The 19,817-nt window shown below is 38.0% G+C and carries 22 protein-coding genes and 1 pseudogene; 4 read left to right on the top strand and 19 right to left on the bottom strand.

What is annotated here, in order from left to right; translation table 11 throughout:
* Nucleotides 1-98 precede the first annotated feature (98 nt).
* The 16 genes and pseudogenes from BAQ46_RS15380 to BAQ46_RS15305 all read right to left on the bottom strand — a co-directional run bounded on the left by BAQ46_RS15380 (nt 99) and on the right by BAQ46_RS15305 (nt 13,629).
* A complete protein-coding gene (locus BAQ46_RS15380) occupies nt 99-611 on the bottom strand; it encodes an acyltransferase (protein WP_071742122.1) in 513 nt (170 codons plus the stop codon).
* A gap of 23 nt (nt 612-634) precedes the next feature.
* Nucleotides 635-1,285 (bottom strand): pyrophosphatase PpaX, encoded by a 651-nt coding sequence (gene ppaX / locus BAQ46_RS15375; RefSeq protein WP_000700956.1) that lies wholly within the window; start codon nt 1,283-1,285, stop codon nt 635-637.
* A 67-nt stretch (nt 1,286-1,352) separates the two neighbouring features.
* Complete coding sequence (lgt, locus tag BAQ46_RS15370) at nt 1,353-2,165, bottom strand: prolipoprotein diacylglyceryl transferase (RefSeq protein WP_071742121.1); 813 nt, start codon at nt 2,163-2,165, stop codon at nt 1,353-1,355.
* A 24-nt stretch (nt 2,166-2,189) separates the two neighbouring features.
* Nucleotides 2,190-3,119, bottom strand: coding sequence for an HPr(Ser) kinase/phosphatase (gene hprK / locus BAQ46_RS15365; protein WP_001127244.1), 930 nt, complete (start codon nt 3,117-3,119; stop codon nt 2,190-2,192).
* 156 nt (nt 3,120-3,275) lie between these two features.
* Nucleotides 3,276-3,656: a phage holin family protein gene (locus tag BAQ46_RS15360; protein ID WP_001267308.1), complete on the bottom strand. Its 381-nt coding sequence runs from the start codon at nt 3,654-3,656 to the stop codon at nt 3,276-3,278.
* A 115-nt stretch (nt 3,657-3,771) separates the two neighbouring features.
* Nucleotides 3,772-4,129 (bottom strand): annotated as a pseudogene (locus BAQ46_RS15355) (DUF4275 family protein).
* Nucleotides 4,130-4,187: 58 nt separating this feature from the next.
* Nucleotides 4,188-7,064: an excinuclease ABC subunit UvrA gene (gene uvrA / locus BAQ46_RS15350; protein ID WP_000045569.1), complete on the bottom strand. Its 2,877-nt coding sequence runs from the start codon at nt 7,062-7,064 to the stop codon at nt 4,188-4,190.
* A gap of 5 nt (nt 7,065-7,069) precedes the next feature.
* Nucleotides 7,070-9,046 carry an excinuclease ABC subunit B gene (uvrB, locus tag BAQ46_RS15345; RefSeq protein ID WP_000441046.1) on the bottom strand — a complete coding sequence of 659 codons (1,977 nt, stop codon included), beginning with the start codon at nt 9,044-9,046 and terminating at the stop codon, nt 7,070-7,072.
* 275 nt (nt 9,047-9,321) lie between these two features.
* A complete protein-coding gene (locus tag BAQ46_RS15340) occupies nt 9,322-9,942 on the bottom strand; it encodes a hypothetical protein (RefSeq protein ID WP_000025190.1) in 621 nt (206 codons plus the stop codon).
* Nucleotides 9,939-10,700 carry a MerR family transcriptional regulator gene (locus BAQ46_RS15335; protein WP_000260368.1) on the bottom strand — a complete coding sequence of 254 codons (762 nt, stop codon included), beginning with the start codon at nt 10,698-10,700 and terminating at the stop codon, nt 9,939-9,941. Before BAQ46_RS15335 ends, BAQ46_RS15340 begins: the two co-directional genes overlap by 4 nt.
* A 100-nt stretch (nt 10,701-10,800) precedes the next feature.
* Nucleotides 10,801-11,028, bottom strand: coding sequence for a hypothetical protein (locus BAQ46_RS15330; RefSeq protein WP_000524119.1), 228 nt, complete (start codon nt 11,026-11,028; stop codon nt 10,801-10,803).
* 16 nt (nt 11,029-11,044) lie between these two features.
* Nucleotides 11,045-11,437 (bottom strand): hypothetical protein, encoded by a 393-nt coding sequence (locus BAQ46_RS15325; protein ID WP_000043107.1) that lies wholly within the window; start codon nt 11,435-11,437, stop codon nt 11,045-11,047.
* Nucleotides 11,434-11,655: a hypothetical protein gene (locus BAQ46_RS15320; protein WP_001150194.1), complete on the bottom strand. Its 222-nt coding sequence runs from the start codon at nt 11,653-11,655 to the stop codon at nt 11,434-11,436. The genes BAQ46_RS15325 and BAQ46_RS15320 overlap by 4 nt, the downstream gene beginning before the upstream one ends.
* Before the next feature lie 18 nt (nt 11,656-11,673).
* Complete coding sequence (locus BAQ46_RS15315; protein WP_071742120.1) at nt 11,674-12,063, bottom strand: hypothetical protein; 390 nt, start codon at nt 12,061-12,063, stop codon at nt 11,674-11,676.
* Nucleotides 12,064-12,074: 11 nt separating this feature from the next.
* Nucleotides 12,075-12,272, bottom strand: a complete 198-nt coding sequence (locus BAQ46_RS15310) for a helix-turn-helix transcriptional regulator (RefSeq protein ID WP_000538359.1) — start codon at nt 12,270-12,272, stop codon at nt 12,075-12,077.
* A gap of 334 nt (nt 12,273-12,606) precedes the next feature.
* Nucleotides 12,607-13,629: a YeiH family protein gene (locus tag BAQ46_RS15305; RefSeq protein ID WP_000438463.1), complete on the bottom strand. Its 1,023-nt coding sequence runs from the start codon at nt 13,627-13,629 to the stop codon at nt 12,607-12,609.
* A gap of 151 nt (nt 13,630-13,780) precedes the next feature.
* Between BAQ46_RS15305 and BAQ46_RS15300 the strand changes: the two genes are divergently transcribed.
* The 4 genes from BAQ46_RS15300 to BAQ46_RS15285 are packed head-to-tail and all read left to right on the top strand — an operon-like array spanning nt 13,781 to nt 16,006.
* The gene (locus tag BAQ46_RS15300; RefSeq protein ID WP_001100010.1) at nt 13,781-14,674 is read left to right on the top strand and encodes a LysR family transcriptional regulator; all 894 of its coding nucleotides are present in this window, start codon (nt 13,781-13,783) and stop codon (nt 14,672-14,674) included.
* A 51-nt stretch (nt 14,675-14,725) separates the two neighbouring features.
* Nucleotides 14,726-15,094, top strand: coding sequence for a MerR family transcriptional regulator (locus BAQ46_RS15295; RefSeq protein ID WP_001219201.1), 369 nt, complete (start codon nt 14,726-14,728; stop codon nt 15,092-15,094).
* A gap of 4 nt (nt 15,095-15,098) precedes the next feature.
* Nucleotides 15,099-15,644 (top strand): flavodoxin family protein, encoded by a 546-nt coding sequence (locus tag BAQ46_RS15290; protein WP_071742119.1) that lies wholly within the window; start codon nt 15,099-15,101, stop codon nt 15,642-15,644.
* A 2-nt stretch (nt 15,645-15,646) separates the two neighbouring features.
* A complete protein-coding gene (locus BAQ46_RS15285) occupies nt 15,647-16,006 on the top strand; it encodes a macrolide transporter (RefSeq protein ID WP_071742118.1) in 360 nt (119 codons plus the stop codon).
* Between the two features lie 100 nt (nt 16,007-16,106).
* On the opposite strand, the gene BAQ46_RS15280 is transcribed toward BAQ46_RS15285, so the two are convergent.
* The 3 genes from BAQ46_RS15280 to BAQ46_RS15265 form a co-directional block, all read right to left on the bottom strand.
* The gene (locus tag BAQ46_RS15280; RefSeq protein WP_000637521.1) at nt 16,107-16,418 is read right to left on the bottom strand and encodes a YbjQ family protein; all 312 of its coding nucleotides are present in this window, start codon (nt 16,416-16,418) and stop codon (nt 16,107-16,109) included.
* 65 nt (nt 16,419-16,483) lie between these two features.
* Nucleotides 16,484-18,199, bottom strand: a complete 1,716-nt coding sequence (locus BAQ46_RS15275; RefSeq protein WP_000944619.1) for an ABC transporter ATP-binding protein — start codon at nt 18,197-18,199, stop codon at nt 16,484-16,486.
* A 309-nt stretch (nt 18,200-18,508) separates the two neighbouring features.
* Nucleotides 18,509-19,711: a PDZ domain-containing protein gene (locus BAQ46_RS15265; protein ID WP_070807173.1), complete on the bottom strand. Its 1,203-nt coding sequence runs from the start codon at nt 19,709-19,711 to the stop codon at nt 18,509-18,511.
* Nucleotides 19,712-19,817: the final 106 nt, after the last annotated feature.

Below are 19,817 nucleotides of genomic sequence, written 5' to 3'. Positions count from 1 at the left end.
TATCTATAAGTATAAACGATTCCGTAAAAAACAAAACAGTATATTATACTCAATTATTTCCTTTTTATTCATTAAAAAAGAAGAGAAATGTTACATTTCTAGTATGAACCTTCTCTAGCCTCCATTTGCTCTTTCGTATAAATAACACGCATTGGATTCCCACCCACGAAAGCACCGCCTGGCACATCTTTATGAACAAGTGTGCCAGCTGAAACAATCGCGCCATCCCCAATTTTCACACCTGGTAATATAGTCGTATTTGCCCCGATCATCACTTCGTTTCCAATAACGATTTCCCCAAGTCGATATTCGCGAATTAAATATTCGTGCGCTAAAAGCGTCGTGTTATAGCCAATAATCGAATTATCTCCCACAGTTATCTTTTCCGGGAACATAATATCCGGCATTACCATAAGCGCAAACGATGTTTTCTTTCCTACTTTCATCCGCAAAAAGGTGCGGTATAACCAATTCTTGACCGATAAAAAAGGTGTATAACGTGCAATTTGGATAATCATAAAGTTTTTCATTACCTTCCAAAAAGACACTGTTTTATACACGTTCCATAATGAATTTTCTCCTGAAACAGGATAGCGCGTTGTCCGTCGCACTTCACTCGCTCCTCTACTTATCTTTACGAACGATTCATGTCGGACAAAATCGGCAATAAATCACTCATTTTATCTAGCATAAAGTCTGGCTTGTAAGCCTCTAAATACGCTCTACCTTTCAATGTCCATGAAACCGCAGCTGTTTTCGTACCCGCATTTTGTCCGCCAACAATATCATGATGATTATCCCCAACCATCAATGCTTCTTCCGGTTTCGCATCTAATAACTGAAGCGCTTTTTGAAGTGGCTCTGGATGTGGTTTCACATGCTCGACATCATCAATTGTCACAACAACATCAAAAAACTCATCAAGCTTCGATAACTTTAATCCCATCTCAACAGTTTGTCGTGCTTTCGTTGTAACAATACCAACTTTATAACCTTGCTTCTTCAACTCTTGAACTGTTTCATATACAGTTTCATATTCTTCTACTAATTCATCATGATGATCATGGTTAAATTGACGATAGCTCGTAATTAACTCTTCAACCTTACTTTCGTCAATCTTGCTGAAAGTGTCATGTAAAGATGGACCGATAAATGGCAATACATCCTCACGCTTATATTGATTTGGATAATATGTATGTAAAGTATGTAAAAAAGAAGAAATAATAAGTTCATTTGTATTAATTAACGTTCCATCTAAATCAAATAACACTGTATTTATTTTCATTGCCTTAGTCCTTTCTCTTTCCTGAATATGAAAGAAGCAGCATCTTATAATAAGATGCTACTTTTCTCTAATTTTCTAAATATCTTTTATCAGCTTGCCCCATTTTTCGTCTCACAATAATGAAAATAATAGAAATAACAACAAGTCCAATTGACATTACTTGTGCAATACGAAGTGGCCCTAGCATTAAACTATCTGTACGTAAACCTTCTACGAAGAAGCGTCCTATTGAATACCAAATTAAATATGTGAAGAATAATTCCCCACGGCGCAAGTTCACTTTTCGTAACGCTAGTAATAAAATGACACCTGCAAAATTCCATAATGATTCATATAAAAACGTCGGATGGTAGTATACACCATCAATATACATTTGATTAATAATAAAATCCGGTAAATGAAGGCCTTCTAAAAACTGTCTCGTTACTTCATCACCATGCGCCTCTTGGTTCATAAAGTTTCCCCATCGGCCAATTGCTTGTCCCAGTAAAATACTTGGTGCAGCAATATCCGCCAACTTCCAGAATGAAACTCCGCGACGTTTCGCAAAAAGAATCCCTGTAATAACAGCCCCGATTAAGCCACCATGAATCGCCAAACCACCTTGACGAATATTAATAATTTGACTCGGGTTTTGCGCGTAATATTCCCATTCAAAAATAACATAGTACATTCTCGCAAATAGAATAGCGATCGGTACTGCAATTAATACAAGGTCAACAAATGTATCTTTTGGAATACCTAGCCTTTCTCCTTCACGAGTTGCTAGCCAAAGACCTAATAGCACACCTGTACCGATAATAATCCCGTACCAATAAACAGGAAACGGTCCAAGTTGGATAGCTACGCGGTCAAGCTGTGGTACAGAACCTAACAGCATATGTATGACCTCCCTCTCCAATGTTTACTCCTGATTTCCTAACTCAATCGCACTCATTAATCGTTCTGAGAACTGCTGTGCTGCATTGACTCCCATACGTTTTAAACGGAAGTTCATCGCTGCCACTTCAATAATAACAGCTAAGTTTCGACCAGGACGAACTGGAAGTGTAATCTTCGTAAGTTCTGTATCAATAATCTTCATCTTCTCTTCATCAAGACCTAAGCGATCATAATTTTTCTTTTGATCCCAAATTTCAAGATTAATAACAAGTGTAATACGCTTATAATTTCGCACTGCTCCTGCACCGAATAACGTCATAACGTTAATAATGCCTAGGCCACGAATTTCTAATAAATGCTCAATTAAATCTGGTGAGCTTCCGACTAACATGTCTTCATCTTCTTGACGAATTTCTACACTATCATCCGCAACAAGGCGATGACCACGTTTTACAAGTTCAAGAGCTGTCTCACTCTTACCGACACCACTTTGCCCTGTAATTAAAACACCAACGCCGTAAATATCTACTAACACACCATGAACGGCAGTTGTTGGCGCTAACTTACCTTCTAAATAATTTGTTAAACGACTTGATAGTCTTGTTGTCGTTTGAGAAGAACGTAATAAAGGCATGCCTGATTCACGTGATGCTTGCAGTAACTCATCTGGTACATCTTGATTACGAGTTACAATAATACATGGCGTCTCCTCAGTACAAAGCGCTTTCATTCTCTCTTGTTTTTGATCTGACGTTAACGTGTCAAAGAATGTAAGCTCCGTCTTTCCAAGAAGCTGCACGCGATCAGCTGGATAATATGTAAAAAATCCTGCCATTTCAATTCCAGGTCGTGATAAATCACTTGTATCAATTGGACGATGAATTCCTTCTTCACCACTTATTAACTCCAATTGAAATTGTTCAATCAAATCTTTTGTCCTTACTTTTGGCATATGTATAAACCTCCACTCCGCTGCGGGTTCAGTCTCATTTGATGTAAAATTCCATTCTACCGGATATTGTACCATTTTTTTCTGGAAACAAGAAATACGGTTTCTAATAAATAGAAAAAAACATTTCATACATATCATGAAATGTTTTTCTTTTTGTCATTTTCTCTTTTTTTCATATAAAGGTTCCACAATTGCCTTTTCAATAATCATATTAAAAATTGAAATACAAATTGCCGCAACGATCGCTACACCGAAACCTGATATATTAAATGCGTCTCCTAATAATGAATCTGCTATTTTTAACGTAATCGCATTAATAACAATTAAGAAGAAACCGAAAGTTACAACAGTAATTGGTAGCGTAATTAAAATTAAAAACGGTTTTACGAACACATTTAAAACAGCCAAAATAATACTCGCAATAATTGCAGTTTGTATATTTGCTACGTAAAACGCGTCTGGTGCAATCCCTTTTAAAAGTCCCGATACAGCGATTAACACAACGCTATTTACAAGAAGTGATACAATCCATCTCATTTTCTTACACATCCTTTTAAACATATATCTTTCATCATACGCTAATAGATAATAAACGCAAGTATGATACGAACACTTATATCAACTTATTCTACTCTTCATACTTGTATACCTACTAACACTTCTTTGCGAAATAAGGCCCACACCATCTATGCTCATGCGTTTTCACAAAGGTCCAAGTGAAATCTTTATCTACAATGTAAATATCGCCTTTATACATATCATCCATACTTAATAAACTTGCATCTTTTATTAGTAGTACATCATCACAGTGTTGATAGATGATGTAGCACTCCTTTTTCACTTCATTATGAAACGCGTTTTCCGCTTCTTCTCCCTCTAAACACTTCTTTTTCCTCATCACTTACATGATTTTCAAAGTTATCCTCCCAGCGCTTGCGAAAACATACACCCCAACTTTGAAACTCTCTCACCTTCATATTTTTCTTTCTTAAAACATCTATAAACTCCATGTTCTCCCCCTATGAACGAAAAACCGAGTGTCATTGCCACTCGGTTTTTCATAATACCTTATTGTGATAGTTCTACTTCTTTTATCTTCTCTTTCATTCTTGCTTTATCACGATTTAAAATCTCTTTTAAATACTTACCCGTATACGAGCGCTCTTCTTTCACTACTTGCTCTGGCGTTCCGGAAGCAACGATTTGTCCACCTTTGTCTCCGCCCTCCGGTCCAAGGTCAACGATATAATCCGCTGTTTTTATCACATCTAAATTATGTTCAATTACAAGAACCGTCTCACCACTCTCAACAAGACGTTGCAACACTTCTAGAAGACGTGCAATATCATGAGCATGTAAACCAGTCGTTGGCTCGTCTAAAATGTATAGTGTACGTCCTGTAGAACGACGATGCAATTCAGAAGCTAATTTCACACGCTGTGCTTCACCACCAGATAACGTCGTAGCTGGTTGCCCTAATTTCATATAACCAAGTCCAACATCTACAAGCGTTTGAAGTTTACGCTTAATTTTTGGGATATTAGCGAAGAACTCTACTCCGTCTTCAATCGTCATCCCCAACACTTCAGAAATATTTTTATCTTTATATTTCACTTCTAACGTTTCACGGTTGTAACGTTTACCGTGACAAACTTCACACGGCACATATACGTCTGGTAAGAAGTGCATTTCGATTTTTATAATTCCATCGCCACGGCACGCTTCACAACGTCCACCTTTTACATTAAAGCTGAAACGTCCTTTTTGATATCCGCGTACTTTCGCTTCATTCGTTTGAGCAAACACATCACGAATATCATCAAACACACCTGTATAAGTCGCTGGGTTAGAACGTGGTGTACGTCCAATTGGCGATTGATCAATATCGATTACTTTATCTAAATGCTCAAGACCTTTAATTTCTTTATGAGTACCCGGCTTCGCTTTCGCTTTATATAACTTTTGCGCTAACGATTTATATAGTACTTCATTAATCATCGTACTTTTACCAGAACCAGATACACCCGTTACCGCTACAAACGTACCAAGCGGGAATGACATTTTCGCGTTCTTTAAGTTATTCTCCTTTGCACCGACAATTTCCACTTTTCGTCCGTCACCTTTACGTCTTTCAAGTGGAACTGGAATAAACTCTTTACCGCTTAAATACTTCCCTGTTAGCGAATTCTCATCTTGCATCACTTCAGCTGGTGTACCTGCTGATACGACTTGTCCACCGTGAATACCTGCGCCAGGCCCGATATCAAGTAAATAATCAGCTGCCATCATCGTATCTTCATCATGCTCAACAACAATTAACGTATTACCTAAATCACGCATTTCTTGCAATGTACGAATAAGACGATCGTTATCGCGCTGATGCAAACCGATAGAAGGCTCATCAAGAATGTAAAGTACGCCAGTAAGACGAGAACCAATTTGCGTTGCTAAACGAATACGTTGCGCCTCACCACCTGATAAAGTTCCTGCGGCACGACTTAACGTTAAATAATCTAAACCGACGTTCACTAAGAACCCAACGCGCTCCTGAATTTCTCTTAAAATTAAATGAGCAATTTTTTGTTGTTTCTCTGTTAGCTCCACACTTGAGAAGAATTCCTGTACTTCTTGAACAGAATATTTCGTTACATCAGCAATCGTTTTTCCGCCAACGAAAACAGCTAAACTCTCAGGCTTTAAACGTCCACCTTTACACTTCGGACAAGCTTGCTCTGCCATATACTTTTCCATTTGCTCACGAACGTAATCCGAACTCGTTTCACGATAACGACGTTCAATATTTGGAATAACACCTTCAAATAAAATCTCATTTTCCTTTACTTGACCAAATTCATTCACATAACGGAAATAAACTTTCTCTTCTCCGCTTCCGTACAACACTTTATCAAACAAATCTTTCGGTATATCTTTCACAGGCACATCCATATCAACGCCGTAATGATTACATACAGATTGTAAAAGTTGTGGGTAATATTGTGAACTTGTCGGCTCCCAAGGCGCAATCGCATGTTCATTTAATGATAAATCCCAGTTCGGAATAACAAGTTCTAAATCTACCTCTAACTTTGAACCAAGCCCATCACAAGAAGGACATGCCCCGAAAGGACTATTGAATGAGAACATACGCGGTTCTAATTCTCCAATTGAAAAACCACAATGCGGACAAGCATGATGTTCACTAAATAGAAGTTCCTCTTCTCCCATAACATCGATTAACACTCGTCCCCCGCCAAGCTTTAATGCACTTTCAAGAGAATCTGCAAGACGGCTTGCGATCCCTTCTTTTACAACAATACGGTCTATTACAACTTCAATGGAATGCTTCTTATTTTTATCTAACGCAATATCTTCAGACACATCAAGCATTTCACCATCAACACGTACACGAACATATCCTTGCTTCTTAATATCTTCAAGCACTTTCACATGTGCACCTTTACGACCAGAAACGATAGGAGCTAGCACTTGTAATTTCGTACGTTCAGGATATTCAAGTACACGGTCTACCATCTGCTCTACTGTTTGTGACGTAATTTCAATGCCATGATTCGGACAAATCGGTGTACCAATTCGCGCAAATAATAAACGTAAATAATCATAAATCTCCGTTACCGTTCCAACAGTTGAACGCGGATTACGACTCGTCGTTTTTTGATCAATTGAAATTGCTGGTGACAATCCTTCAATCGTATCTACATCCGGTTTATCCATTTGCCCTAAAAATTGGCGTGCATACGCAGATAACGATTCTACGTATCTGCGCTGCCCTTCTGCATAAATCGTATCAAATGCTAATGATGATTTCCCCGAACCAGACAATCCCGTTACAACGACAAGCTGATTTCTCGGAATGGTTACATCAATATTTTTTAAGTTATGTGCTCTAGCACCTTTTACAACAATAAAATCCTTGCTCTTACTCACTCTTTTCACCCTTCCGCTTTTAATTCTAATAGTAAATCTCTTAATTCAGCTGCACGCTCGAAGTCTAACGCTTTTGCTGCTTCTTTCATTTCTGCTTCCATCTTCGCAATTGTCTTTTCACGCTCTTTTTTCGTCATCTTCTTAGCTGGCGTTGCTTCATATGTTTCCGGCTCTTCAGCAGCTGTCGTTGCACGGATTACATCACGCACACCTTTTTGAATCGTTTTCGGCGTAATACCATGCTCTTCATTGTAAGCTTCTTGTATACTACGACGACGCTTCGTTTCTTCAATCGCAATTCCCATCGATCTCGTTATACGATCTGCGTACATAATAACGCGGCCGTTTTCATTACGTGCTGCACGGCCAATTGTTTGAATTAATGAACGTTCTGAACGCAAGAATCCTTCCTTATCAGCATCTAAAATCGCTACAAGGGATACTTCTGGAATATCTAATCCTTCTCGCAATAAGTTAATACCAACGAGAACATCAAACTTACCAAGGCGAAGATCTCGTATAATTTCAATACGTTCTAACGTTTTCACTTCAGAATGCAGGTAATTCACCTTAATTCCTACATCTTTTAAGTAGTCTGTTAAATCCTCTGACATCTTCTTCGTTAAAGTCGTAATTAATACACGTTCATTTTTTGCAATGCGATCTTGAATTTCTCCTAATAAATCGTCAATTTGCCCTTCAATTGGTCGTATATCAATTGGCGGATCTAAAAGCCCTGTTGGACGAATAATTTGTTCTATTACTTCTGGCGACTGCTCTAATTCATACGGTCCTGGCGTTGCTGAAACGTAAATAACTTGATTCGTTTTCTCTTCAAACTCATCAAAAGTAAGCGGTCTATTATCTAAAGCTGATGGCAGACGGAATCCATGATCCACAAGTACTTGCTTACGCGCTTGGTCCCCGTTATACATCGCTCTTACTTGCGGCACTGATACGTGCGACTCATCCATAACAATTAAGAAATCTTCCGGGAAATAGTCTAATAACGTATACGGCGTTGCCCCCGCTGGACGAAGTGTTAAATGACGGGAATAGTTTTCAATACCTGAACAAAAACCCATCTCACGCATCATTTCTAAATCATAACGTGTACGCTGCTCTATACGCTGCGCTTCTAACAACTTGCCGTTATCATTTAATTCCTTTAAACGCTCTTCTAGTTCTTTTTCGATATTTTCAATAGCGACCTTCATCTTTTCTTCACGTGTAACGAAGTGAGATGCTGGGAAGATTGCTACATGATCACGTTCTGCTAATACTTCCCCCGTTAAAGCATTTACTTCGCGAATACGATCAATTTCATCGCCAAAAAACTCAATTCGAATACAATGCTCGTCAAGTGATGCCGGGAAGATTTCAACTACATCTCCGCGCACACGGAATGTACCACGCTTGAAATCAATATCATTACGACCATACTGCACATCAACAAGTTCACGAAGCAATTGATTGCGATCCTTTTCCATACCAACTCGAAGTGAAACAACTAACTCGCGGTATTCTTCTGGAGAACCTAAACCATATATACACGAAACACTCGCAACGATAATTACATCATCCCGTTCAAATAATGCAGACGTTGCCGAGTGACGCAATTTATCAATTTCATCATTAATCTGTGCGTCTTTTTCAATAAACGTATCTGTTTGCGGCACATACGCTTCTGGTTGATAATAATCGTAATAACTAACAAAATATTCAACTGCATTATTCGGGAAAAAGTCTTTCAACTCACTATATAACTGTCCTGCTAACGTTTTATTGTGAGCCATGACAAGTGTTGGCTTTTGCACTTCTTTAATGACATTTGAAATCGTAAATGTCTTACCCGTTCCTGTTGCTCCAAGCAACACTTGCTTTTTCTTTCCGCTATTAATTCCCTCTACAAGCTTCTCTATAGCTACCGGCTGATCACCTTGTGGGGAATACGCTGAGACAATTTCAAATTGACGTTCCAAGAAAATCCGACCTCCTCATAAAAATCTGTATTATTATTTTACCACGAATGCCCATAAAAAACCTAAAAAAACGAACAGATATTCGGTAAAGTTTTCGACAATATATATAGAAAAAGGAAGGAGAGTACACTTCCTTCCTTATCAAATCTTCTTCCGCATGAGCAAACAGTAAGCACCACACTGATTAAGATTCCACTTCATTTAAAATCCGCTCTTTTTCCTACTGTCATCCTCTCCTATACAAACTATCGGTATACTAAAAAAGCTACTTTCCTCTAAGAAAGTAGCTTCTCTTTCCCCTTCTCCTTCTTCGGAAAAAGAACATATGAAAATGAAATAACTGTATCCACTAAAAGTATAATCGCCCAAACTTGGCTAACCCGACTCGCTGCTTTATTTAAAACAATTCCCGTTTCTAACCAATTACGCCATTGTTCAACCGGGGCAAGACCGTACAGAAAGAAAAAGAAAATATGCACAACAACAAACAAACTAAGGTGCAATACCCAATTTTTCATTTCCTGTTTCGCATAAGCCATACCTGTTAATTCTACCTGTTCTTCTATAATAGGCGCCGGCTCATTCCGCCATTTCGCAACTAATTTTTGCGCAAATATATCAAGCTTCTTCAAATCCTTTTTCCCGTAGAAGACTGCATACAATAAAATGATTACAGTAATGATTTGAAAGTTAGAAAACTTTCCTGTTTGATAATAGTCCACTACCCCTAAAGTTAAAATAAACACTTCATTTACGAGTAGCACAATTCCCATAATAAAACTCGCCTTTTTCAAACGAAATCCGTAACGGAGTAAAAAGAAACCGATAGCCGCTAACCAAAATACAATTTCTGCCCCAATTAAAAAATACCAACGATATTCTGCGAGTATACTCATTTAGCCCTCTCCTTTTCATCATAGATACGAAAAGCTTCATCCATATATAGTAAAAGTTCTTCTTCAATCGGATACAGGCTCATTTTCTGTGAATCTTCCTTCGATTTTCTAACTTCCCATAACTTATCTAAAAACGCTTCATCACCATTAGCCATTTCTAAACATTTCTGCATTAATTTCTTCGTTGCCCCTTGTACCTCATCACTAGCTACTTCTTTACCGTCTTTCATAAAAGTACGGAATTGCTTTAATAAATCTACCCATTCTAAAACATTCGTATCTTCCTTACTCATGTTTGGTAAATTATGAAGCAATTTTTGTTCTTCCTTTGAAAACACTTCATTTTGAAATATTTCACGTATACGAGAAGACTGCTTCGAAAGCTGAATCAGTTCAAACATAACTTTCCAATCGAGTTCTCCTTCCACATCTACCGAATAAACAACTGCTTGTAAAACACTCTCCATTCGATTAAATTTCTTTTGTTCTTCTTGTACAAACCGAAGTTGTTTTTCAAGCGAATTTTTTAAATCTAGCTCACCTTTTACTAACATATTCGCAGTTTCTTTTAATGAAAATCCCATTTCCTTTAAAAACAAAATTTGTTGCAAACGAATAACGTCCGCTTCACTATATAACCGATGTCCACCCTCTGTTTTACCACTCGGCTTTAATAAATCTATTTGATCATAATAACGTAATGTACGTACCGTAACCCCTGTTTCTCTCGTCAATTGTTGAATTGAAATCACTACCATCACCTCTTCTCCTTCATTATAAAAGATGACGTTACGTAACTTTCAAGTGTTTTGTAAAAAAAATACAAAAGGCTGTTTATACGCTTCGTATAAACAGCCTTTACGGAAATAACCCCTTTTGCACAGCACGACCACAAAATAAAATAAGTGCCCCAACAACAACACTCGTTGCTGTTTTATGATAATGAGCTGAAACTAATAAATAATACGATAAACCTACAGTACCAAGCATAATACAAATACTCGGCACTGGATTATGAGAGAAGTTCTGCATTCCCCAAAACAAAGCAAAAATAGCCGTAGCGACACATAATACCGGTAATCCCATCCCAGTTCCCCTTTTTCTATCTATTCCTTGTTGCTAACACGCTCGTCGATGCCATACTTATTAATAGACCAAAAATAGCAATATATAATAACTCATTTACATGTACTACTGGCCTGTCTAAATACTTATTTACACAAAGATACATAATGAACAAGAAAACGAAGCTTGTCATACTAATCGTAAAATATGACTTCATCTTATTCACAACTCGCTCATCAATCGACGGTATTCCCTCTTCTTTCAAACGCTTCTGTTCTCTATATTCCGCAATGCCATATAAAATGACTAGTGCTACATTCGATATGAAAATAGTTCTCCATGAAATACTTAACATTATTAAACTCGCATTTAAAATAAGCTCCGCTAAAAATAAACTTCCTATAAACCTTATAACATCTTGCTTACTCATACATGATCCGCCTCTTTTTGATTTCTATACTTCCACTTCGGCCAATAGTTCACAAGAAAATACACCCACTGTCCTAGTACAAATAAAACAAACGGCATACCAGCACTTCCGTAAACAATTAAATTGTACAAACTCCATATGGCTAAACTAATCGCTAAAAACAACCCTAAATATTTAAACGCTTTATCTGACTGAAATCTCTCAAACTCATCCTGCATTTTTCATTCCTCCTATCACTATGCTCGTTTGCCTACCATAACTCCTATGATGAGACTACCCGCAAATAAGGAACTACATATCAGAAATATTTCTTGCACTGGTATAACAGCCCTGCCTATTGCTTTACTCGCAACAATATAAACAATAAGCAATAGAAACGCGAATACAAATGAGATATTTACATATTTTTTTATATTTTCATTTACTCGTTCATCTATATCTGGAAGTTCTTCTTTTCTGTACTTACGATTTTTGTAATTTGTATACAACACTAGAAATACAATCGCTAAAATATTACTACATACGAGCGGTAAAATTGGTATAGCCGGATTCATAATATGAACTATAACGTCTCCCAAAAACAATCCAAAAGTCGCACCGATCAATAGCTTTTTCGTATCGTTCATTTTTCCTCCCCTTACTCTAGCGTAAATATTTCTTCCACCTTCACTCCAAAATATTTGGCAATTTTTAAGGATAACTCTAGACTCGGGTTGTAATGATGGTTTTCAATCGCCACGATTGTCTGCCGCGTCACCTGCATCGCCTTTGCCATTTCAACTTGCGTTATATGATGTTGCTTTCTTAATTCTTTAATTTTATTTTTCACACCCATAGGCTCCACCTTCAAAAGTAAAGATATCTTTACTTAAATTATAAATATTTTCCAGTTATAAGTAAAGATATCTTTACAAATTTTAGAAAAATATTTCACTGAACATCTTTTCTAACAAAGTACAGAGGGAATTAAATTTATATCAGCGATTTCCTAAATATATCAGCGCAACTGAAATTATATCGGCGATTCCCCAAATATATCAGCGCAACTCCATTTATATCGGCGATTTTTTCAATATATCGACTTACCGACAAATACCGACATCCGTAGCACTATAAACATAAGAAAGAAGCTGTCCCAAAATATCTTTTGGAACAGCTTCTTCTTCCTACTACATAAATCCTAATGCATATACAAGAACATATCCAAGCACCGATAAGCAAACCGAGCCAATTAGCCCTGCCACGAATGCTTTGCTTCCTAACTTCCGGAACGTTTTAAACTCTACATTTAAGCCAAGCCCCGCCATCGCCATTGCGATAAGCATATAAGCGATGACTACAATATATCCCGCAACAACTTCTGGAATCACGCCAAGAGAATGCACCGCACTCATCGCTAAAAATCCGAAAATGAACCACGGAATTGGAAGGTCGCGCCATGATCTTTTTTCCTTGCTTCCCTCACTCTTACCAAACCATAATCCAATTAAAATCGCTACTGGTACAAGCATTGCAACGCGCGTTAACTTCACGATAACTGCGATGTCTACAGCCGTACTTCCTCCTGGCGCCGCAGCTGCTATGACATGAGCGATTTCATGCAGCGTCGCACCCGAGAATACACCGTAGCCGTACGGAGAAAAGCCAAGCACTGGATATAATAACGTATAAATAAGCGTAAATATCGTACCTAAAATAGCAATGATTGCAGCCCCAACTGCCGTTTCATCATCTTTTGCTTTCACTTGCGGCGCAATTGCCACGACCGCTGCCGCGCCACAAATCGCTGTTCCGCATGCTGTTAAAATTCCAAGCTTCTTCTCTACTTTAAATACTTTCGTTAGTCCGTATACAACGAAAATCGTAAATGTAATAACAACCGCTGCGATGACCAATACTTTCGGTCCCGCCTTCGCAATATCAACAAGATTTAATCGCATTCCAAGTAAGATGATCCCAAAGCGCAGCAACTTCTTACTCGCAAAGTTCGTCCCCGCAATTGCTTCATGAGGGACTCCAATTGTCGCACGCCAAACCATCCCAATTAGAATAGCAATTACTAATTGTCCCATAATATTTAAAAATGGAAGCTCCGCTAAATATTTCGCCACAATTGCGATTAATAGTGTAATCCCAATCCCTTGCGAAAATCCAAAACGCTTCTTCTTTTGTATAACAAGTGTCTGTTCCACTTTGAACCACTCCAATAATCATATTGGAACATGCATGTTCTTTCTACTTACATTATAAGAGAGTTTCTATAATAAGTTTAATACCAATACCAAATCTCTATCATCAGAAATACTTATGATAAGATGATAGAAAAAGAAAGGAGCCGATTATATGAACGTAGATATTTTAAAAATTTTTGTTACTGTCGTTGAGCAGAAACATTTCTCCCGTGCAGCAGAATTATTAAACCTTTCACAGCCTGGCGTAAGTATGCACATTCGCAACTTAGAAAACGAATTTGGAACTACACTCATTCAGCGATCCCCGAAGCACGTTCAAGTGACCGAGGCCGGAAACATATTATATATACACGCAAAGCAAATGCTCTCTCTTTATGAAGATGCCAAACAAGAAATTAATGAACTACATAACGTTGTAACAGGAACGCTTCGCATCGGTGCTAGTTTTACAATTGGCGAATACTTACTTCCAAAAATACTCGCTAATTATGCCAATGAAAATCCACGCGTCGAAGTTCATACCCTTATTTCAAATACAGAAGACGTTTTGCAAAGCCTTCGCTCTAATCAAATTGATATCGGCTTAGTAGAAGGTCAAGTTGTATACGCCGACGTTGACGTTGAAACGTTTATGCAAGATGAAATGAAACTCGTCGTCCCGCCAAACCATCCACTACTCCGCACAAATGAAATAAATGAAAGGACACTCCAAGATCAAGTATGGGTATTAAGAGAAAGTGGTTCTGGTACACGTGCCTATAGTGACCGTTTTATTCATCAACACCATTTAAAACTAAAGCGTTCCTTTACATTCAGCAGTATTCAAAGCGTGAAGGAAGCGGTGAGTGCTGGGCTTGGCATCGCTATCCTTTCTGATTGGACTGTACGGAAAGAGCTACTGGCAAAAGAACTATTCCACGTCGAAGTTCCAGATGAACAACTCATCCGTCCATTCTCCATCGTGCGCGGCAAATATTTTATTCCGTCTAAAGCTATTCAAGTGTTTCTAAATCATGTAAATTCTTTTGCGAAAAAACAGCATTGACCTTCACATTAGTGTGAAGGTTTACAATACATGTAGAAGGAGTGAAACGTATTGCGAATCGGGGAGTTATCAAAAGAAACTGGCGTTAGCGAAAGATCACTAAGACATTACGAAGAAAAGGGATTACTTCCTTCGAAGCGCCTCGCAAATGGCTATCGTGATTTTGACGAAAGTGCCATCGAAAAAGTGGAGCTTATTCAAATGTACTTACAAATTGGCTTGAATTTAGAAGAGACGGCAAGGATGCTGCGCTGCCTTGAAATTGAACCGCACTTATACGACAATCCGTGCAGCAGCATCCTTACGCTTTATGAAGATAAACTTAATGAAGTAACAAAGCAAATCTCATTGCTTTCCAATATTCAAACGAATTTGCAAAAACACGTTTCACTCCTAAAACAAGCAAAAGAAAAGGAATGATTACATGTTTGTTATACACGGCAGTTCAAGACAAAATGGAAATACGGAAGCTTTAACACATATGATGGTTGATGGAATTGAAACAGAACAAATTTATTTACGTGATCACACAGTCTATCCTATTACAGACCAGCGTCATGATGCTGAAGGATTCCAACCTGTAGATGATGACTACGAGCAGTTAACGAAACGCATGTTAGAGCACGACACAATTATCTTTGCTACACCATTATATTGGTACGGGATGAGCGGTCATATGAAAAACTTCGTCGATCGCTGGTCACAAAGCTTGCGTAATACATCCCTTCATTTCAAAGAAAAAATGAAAGGTAAAAAAATGTACGTTGTCATCGTTGGCGGCGATAATCCAAAACTAAAAGCATTACCGCTTATCTCCCAGTTCCAATACATCTTTGATTTTGTTGGTTCATCATTTGAAGGTTATATTATTGGGGATGCGAATGGGTTAGATGAAATCCAAAATGATGCTGAGGCTATAGCTAAGGCACAAGTTTATAATAACGAATTCAAAAATCACAAGCTGAAATAAGTTTGACAAACTATTTAGACTTAGCAACGCAAGAAGAATTAGAAAGCATGTTACAAGAATATCCTGGCACTATACTTTTCATTAGCCATGACCGTGCCTTTATTCGCTCTGTGGCAGACCATATTCTAAAAGTAGACGAGAGTGAACCTAGAGTATTCCACGGCAATTACGAGCAATACACCAAGAGAACAACCGAGGATTCTGTAAATGTTACTGAACAAGAATTGTTACGATTACAAACAAAATTAACAGAAATCATCGGCCGAATTTCCATACAAAATCATCACGATGACATCACATCTCTCGAACAAGAATACGAAACATTATTAGTTCAAATCCGGAAATGTAAAGAAGCGCTCTAATGTCTTCCCTATATATCGACGGGACCTGCCGCATTTCCCAAGAAATATTGAATCTTCGACATAGCATATAAAAAGCCGTGCATCAGCACGGCTTTTTACTTCAGATACGAACAGCAGTCCCGCTCACAGCAACCATTAGCATCCCTTCGCGAACTACTTCGTAATCCACATCGATACCAACGATGGCATTCGCATTTTTTTGTCTTGCGAGAGTTTTCATCTCTTCCATTGCGATGTCACGTGCTTCTTTCAATTTGCTTTCGTAAGCGCCTGAGCGACCACCGACAACGTCACGGACAGAAGCAAAAAGGTCACGAACGATATTCGCCCCCATAATCGCTTCTCCATTCACGATATCGACATAATCAATAATTTCTTTCCCTTGAATTGTAGAAGTTGTTGTTACAATCATACCGTGTAGCCTCCCATATAAGATTTCCACTTACTTATGGTGCGCTAATTCGGCAAAAATTATATTTACGAACTAAACTGCGCTTCGTATAATCTACTGTATCCTCCGCCTTGCTCAATTAATTCATCATGCGAACCTTGTTCTGCAATCCCATCTTTATTTACAACGACGATGCGATCTGCATTTTTAATCGTTGCAAGTCTATGAGCGATAACTAATGTTGTACGACCGACAGATAGTTCAGCAAGTGATTTTTGAATCGCAAGTTCCGTCTCTGTATCTAATGCGGAAGTCGCTTCATCTAATATTAAAATTGGCGGGTTTTTCAAGAACATACGAGCAATCGCTAAACGCTGCTTCTGTCCGCCTGAAAGTTTCACGCCGCGCTCACCGATAACAGTATCTAAACCGTCTGGTTGTGAGTAAATTAAATCTTCTAATTGAGCTCTCTTTACCGCCTGCCAAATTTCAGCCTCTGATGCTTTTAAATTTCCGTAAGCAATATTTTCACGAATCGTTCCTGAGAATAAGAACACATCTTGCTGCACAATTCCGATTTGCTTACGAAGTGAAGATAACGTCATATCTTTCGTATCAATACCATCAATTTGAATCGATCCAGATGATTGCTCATAAAAACGTGGTAATAGGCTACATAACGTCGTTTTCCCAGCTCCAGATGGTCCAACGAACGCAACCGTTTCACCTGCGTGGATTTTCAAACTAATATCATTTAAAATCGGTTCTTTATTTTCATATCCGAACGTAATGTTGTTATATTGAATATCACCGTGTACATGTTTTACTTCCATTGCATCTTTAGAGTCCACAATATCTGGCTCTGTTTCAAGAAGCTCTACATATCTTTTAAAACCGGCGATCCCTTTCGGATAGCTTTCGATTACCGCATTAATTTTTTCAATTGGACGGAAGAAAATATTCGTTAATAGAACGAATCCGATAAATCCACCGTACGTTAATTCTCCTTGCAGAACAAACCATGTACCGCATATTAAGACGAAGAGCGTTACGAGACGCATAAGCATATAACTAATTGACGAATTTAGCGCCATAATTTTATACGCCATTAATTTCGTTGTACGGAAACGAGCATTATTAACAGCAAATTGCTCTTTCTCAAACTTTTCATTTCCGAATGCTTGTACAACGCGAATACCACCAACGTTGTTCTCAATACATGCATTGAAATCAGCAACATCTGAGAATAAACGTCTAAATGTACCTGTCATTTTTTTATTGAAGTAAAGTGCTAACCATAATAAGAATGGAATGACGAAGAACGTTAATAGCGCTAACTTCCAGTTGATCATCATCATAAATGAAAATGCCCCAACTAAAGTCATTACGGCGATAAATAAATCTTCTGGCCCGTGGTGAGCAATTTCCCCAATCTCCATTAAATCGTTTGTAAGGCGTGAAATTAAATGACCTGTTTTATTATTATCAAAAAATCTGAATGATAGCTTTTGAATATGATCAAATAATTTCTGCCTCATATCTGTTTCAATGTTAACACCAAGCATATGTCCCCAATATGTAACGACATATTGTAAGCCTGCATTTAACATATAAACTGCGAGTAAACCGAAACAAGCCCATAAAATAAGCGTCCAGTTTTGCCCTGGCAATAACTTATCAATAAATTGATTTACGATAAGCGGGAAGCCGAGTTCTAATAATCCTGCGACGACCGCACAAGAAAAGTCGAGTATAAATAAACCTTTATACGGTTTATAGTAAGAAAAAAATTTACGTAGCATATCTTCCCTCCATTTTCCAAAATTAAAAAGACTCCCTAAATGATAACTATTATCAAATAATTATTCAAGTTATCCGTCTATGAAACTGAAAATAAGCTTTGCGATAGTTGTCGTTTTTGGCCGGAAAGTCGATATATTCGAATAATCGCCGATATATTTCGAGTTGCGCTGATATATTTGCAAAATCGCCGATATATTTCAAGTTGCGCTGATATATTTGCAAAATCGCCGATATAAATTTCATGTACTATAACTACCGCCCTGCTTACACAAAAAAGGCATCACCACAAGATGATACCTTTTCTTCTATTACATCGCTTCCGAATCCCACTCATGCTCCTGCTGAACAAACACAATACCTAATTCGTGATGTCCACCAGCGTATAATGCCGTTTGAGCAAGGCGAAGTTCTCCATTTGTATCTAAAACTTCTAACTTACAAAATGCTCCTGTCGTCTTCGTTTGAAGCGCATCATAAAATTCCTCAGCACTTCTTGGAATGACTCCATTTACTTTCGTAATCATTTCTCCAGGCAGTAAATTCAGCTCTGCTCCAATTGTATTTGGAATTGTATCTAGTACAACGAGTCCATCATTACGTGCAGCGAAGTACGCTGGTCTTGTTTCATCCGCAATTTTCTCTTGCATGGAAATTGTAAAACGTCCAAGCATTGCAACGCCCATTGCAATAATGGCAAGTACGTGCCACCAATAACTTGCGATTCCTAAAACAAGCACAAGTCCTGCTAATCCGTACACACGTCTTCCTGTAAATAATAAAGCTTCCGTCGGCTCATAACTTCTAATCCTTCTCATAAATCCAATTAAAAATGGAACGAGGAATAGAGAATATGTATGTGAACCGATTGAAACGACAGGCCACCATGAAATAAACTGCGTTACTGCGTCACCTGGTACAAGAATAAAAATAGGAACGATCCATAAACGCTTTGATTCGTGTAAACCAATCTTTAATCCGCGCTTACCCTTCCTAATCTTCGGCGTCGAATATCCTACTGCATTTTTAGAAATCAACAAGCCCTCTACAACGAGCATGATGCCTAGCAAAATAGCAAGGGATACGATTGTATTCTCTTCACCTTCTCCAAGCTGTAAGAAAGAAACTGGTAGCTTAGAAGATAATAGAACACATACAATCGCGATACTAAACGTATAAGCCGCTGATAAATATCGATACATAGCAGTTAATCCAAATAGTAACGTCCAAAGTAAAATGGCCCATAAGCTCGCCTTAGAAACAACAAGTCCGAGCCCAATCGTAATGATAGATACGATTAATCCGTATTTAACTCCCGCCAATAAAGATGTTCGCAGTTCAAACCAAATATCATAAACTTTAAAAGAAAAATCTTTTCGTTCTCGTAACATACGTAAGTATCCAACGAAGATACTACTTATTAGAAATACATAGACAGCAGGGTGTAAGAAAAAACGTCCAACTGCCCGCATTATTTCAAAAATCCACGCCTCCACGAACCCATTCACCACCATTTATATCATTCTTTCTTTTTATATTATCATAACTGGACAAACGTTTGTTTAACACAAAAAAATACAGGCAGCAAACCGCCTGTATTTCTTTTTATCCCACTTTAAT

This window comes from Bacillus paranthracis, from assembly GCF_001883995.1.
In the GTDB taxonomy this organism is placed as follows: Bacteria; Bacillota; Bacilli; order Bacillales; family Bacillaceae_G; genus Bacillus_A; species Bacillus_A paranthracis.
Note: the sequence above shows the minus strand (reverse complement) of the source record. Positions and strands in the feature narration are given on the sequence as shown.